The 3,363-nt window shown below is 68.8% G+C and carries 1 protein-coding gene; it reads right to left on the bottom strand.

Annotated elements, in window-relative coordinates:
• Positions 1 to 3,326 (bottom strand): amino acid adenylation domain-containing protein (locus QMO14_RS32945; protein WP_367618193.1); only part of this gene is annotated, 3,326 nt, incomplete at its 3' end.
• Between the last annotated feature and the right edge of the window lie 37 nt (positions 3,327 to 3,363).

Below are 3,363 nucleotides of genomic sequence, written 5' to 3'. Positions count from 1 at the left end.
CGGTTGGCGCGGCCGTCGAGTTCGGCGTAGCTCAAGGCCGCGTCTGCGAACAACACCGCCGTCGCCTCGGGCCGCAGCCGCGCATGGCGCGCGATGCTGCGGTGCACCGGCTGCGCATCCGGCTCCAGCTGCGTGTTCACGCTGCAGCGACCGAGCCAGCGCCTTTCATCGTCCGACAGAAGATCCAGCTCGCACACGCGCTGCTGCGACTGCGCGACCAATGCCTCCACGATGGCGCGTACGGCCGCATTCATGAAGCCGCACACGCGCCGGGCATCGACCGACTCATGCACCTGTGCGGTCAGCTCGAAGCCTTCGCCCAAATCGTCCACCGACATGTCGAAAGGGTAGTTGCTGTGCTCCTCCCCGCCCAGGAACTCGATGCCCTGCCAGGCGGCGGAATCCTTCTTCTCGATCGCGGCGCTGTAGCGATAGTTCAGCAGCGCCGAGAACAGCGGCGTGCTTCCCGGCAGCGCGCTGCAGCGTTGCGCCAGCGTCAGGCTTGCATGCTCGTGGTGCAGCAGCCGCGTCAGCGCCGCATGCGTTTCCCGAACGCACTGCTCGACGCCGAGAGCACCCAGACGAATGCGCAACGGCAGCGTGTTGATGAACAGGCCCATTGCCCGATCCGCGTCCGCGCCGCCCTGCATGCGGCCGAAAAGCACCGTGCCGAACACCACGTCGTCCTTGCCCGTGGCCCTGGACAACACCAGCGCCCAGGCCAGGTGGAACAGCGAGGCCGCGCTCACGCCATGCCGGCGGGCTTCGTGCCGCAGCGAGGCGGCAAGGTCCGCCTCCAACGGCAGGACAGCCTTCTCGACGCGAGCGCCATCGCTTCGCACGTCCAGCAAACCGAAGGGCGTCGTGGGTTCGTCCACATCGCCCAGCATCCGGGTGAAAAAGGCTTCGTGCTCTGCCTGGCTCACGCCCAGCCGGGCCTGCGCCACGAAGCGCCGGAACGGAACGGGTGCGGGCAGCGCCTCATGCCGGCTGTTCGCAAGCAAGGCAACTTCTTCGACGATCAACTCCAGCGTGGCATGGTCGAGCACCAGATGGTGGCTCGGCAGTTGCAGCAGCCAGCGCTGCCGATCGGCATCTTCGGCCGCGATGGCACGGATCATCGGGGCGTGGCGCACGTCGATGCGGCGGCGGCTCGCGGCGGCATTCAGGTTGGCAAGCACATCGCCGCCAGCGGCCACGCCCAGCCATTCGAGTTGCAGCCGGGCTTCTCGCCAGACAACCTGCACGGGCTCCGACAACGCCTCCCACAGCACCGCCGTGCGCAGGATGTCGTGGCGCGCGATCACCTGGTTCAGGTTCCGGATGAACGCCTCCAGGCGGTCTTTCGATTCGAAGGCAAGGAGTTGCGGCGTCACGTAGACGTCTCTCTCGGCCAGCATCAGGTGATGGAACAGGATGCCCTCCTGCAATGGCGCCAGCGGGTAGATGTCCTGGATGTTGGCCGCCCCACCCGGCACCGCCGCCTCGATGCGCCGGATCTCCTGTTCATCGAGCGCGACCAGCGTCACCATCTGCGCGCTGATCGCCTCGCACCCCGGCGGAATGCCGTTGGGCGGCACCTGCACCTGCGCGCGCCCCTGATCCTGCGCCAGCGCCTTCGCAAACGCCGCGAACCCCGGGTGCTCGAACAGCATGCGCACCTGCGCCTGCAGGCCCCGCGCACGCATGCGCTCCAGCAGCCGCAGCGCCAGCAGCGAGTGCCCGCCCAGCTCGAAGAAGTTGTCCCCGCGCCCCACCCTGCGCAGCCCCAGCACCTCGGCCCAGATGGCCGCCAGGGTCTCCTCCAGCTCGCCTTGTGGTGCCTCGTAGCCCCGGCCCTGCGCCAGTTCCGGCTCCGGTAGCGCCTTGCGCTCCACCTTGCCGTTGGCATTCAGCGGCAGCGCGGGCAAGTTGACGATGGCGCGCGGCACCATGTAGTCGGGCAGTTGCCGGCCCAGGCGCTCGCGCAGCACTTCCGCATCGATGGCCTGCCCCGCATGGGCGGCCACATAGCCGATCAGGGCTGTCGCGCCCGCGATCTCCCGCGCCACGACCACCGCCTCCCTGATCTCCGGCTGCGCCAGCAGCTGGGCCTCGATCTCCCCCAGCTCGATGCGCAGGCCGCGGATCTTCACCTGGTGGTCGATGCGCCCCAGGTATTCGAGCTGGCCTTCGGCGTTCCAGCGCACGAGGTCACCGGTGCGGTAGAGCCTGTCGCCGTTGCCGAAGGGGTCGGCCACGAAGCGCTCCGCGCTCAGGCCCGGCTTGTTCAGGTAGCCGCGCGCCAGGCTCACGCCGCCGAGGTACAGCTCGCCGGCCACGCCGCGCGGCACCAGGTTCAGTTCGGCATCGAGCACATGGGCGCTGGTGCCGCTGATGGGCTGGCCGATGGGTACCAGGCTTTGCCCGTCGTCCCTGCAGGTCCAGCGCGTGACGTGGATGGTGGTCTCGGTCGGGCCGTACAGGTTCTGCAAGGTGGCGCCGCCCAGGCGCCGCAGCGTTTCCCTCTGCGTCTGCGCGGGCATGGCCTCCCCGCCCACGATGATGTGCTTGAGCCGCGTGCTGGCCTCGATGCCCGGATGCGCCAGGAAGGCCTGCAGCATCGAAGGCACGAAGTTCAGCGTGGTGACCTGGTGGTGCTGGATCAGCTGCACCAGCCGCTCGGGGTCGCGGTGATCGCCGGGGTTGGCGACGACCAGCCTCGCTCCAGCGCTCAGGGGCCAGAACATCTCCCACACCGACACGTCGAAGCCGAAGGGTGCCTTGTGCAGCACGGTGTCGTCGTGCTCGAGGCCATAGGCCCGCTGCATCCAGGCCATGCAGCTGTGCAGCGCCGCGTGGCGCACTGCAGCGCCCTTGGGCTTGCCGGTGGAGCCGGAGGTGTAGATGACGTAGGCCAGGCTCTCGCCGTGCAGCGGGACCTGCGGGTCGGTGTCGGGTTCGCTCGACAGGTCGAGGGTGTCGACGTCGAGCACCACGAGGCCGCTGCGCCCGGCGATGTGGCTACGGGTGGCGCCGTGCACGAGCAGCAATTCGATGCCGCTGTCTTCCACCATGTAGGCCAGGCGCTGGGCTGGATACTCCGGGTCCAGCGGCAGGTAGGCGCCGCCGGCCTTCAGGATCCCGAGGATGCCCACCATCATCTCGATGGAGCGCTCCATCACGATGCCCACGCGCATGTCGGGCTTGACGCCCAGGGCGATCAGGCGATGCGCCAGTCGGTTGGCACGCCCGTCGAGTTCGGCGTAGCTCAAGGCCTCGTCTGCGAACAGCAGCGCGATGGCTTCGGGCTGCTGCCGTGCGTGCTGGGCGATCTGCTGGTGCACGGGCTGCGGCTGCGGTTCGCGCCGCGTTTTCACGCTC

Origin of the sequence: Variovorax sp. CAN15 (genome assembly GCF_030462475.1) — a bacterium.
Lineage (GTDB): Bacteria > Pseudomonadota > Gammaproteobacteria > Burkholderiales > Burkholderiaceae_C > Variovorax.
This window is presented reverse-complemented; position numbering and strand designations above follow the sequence as displayed.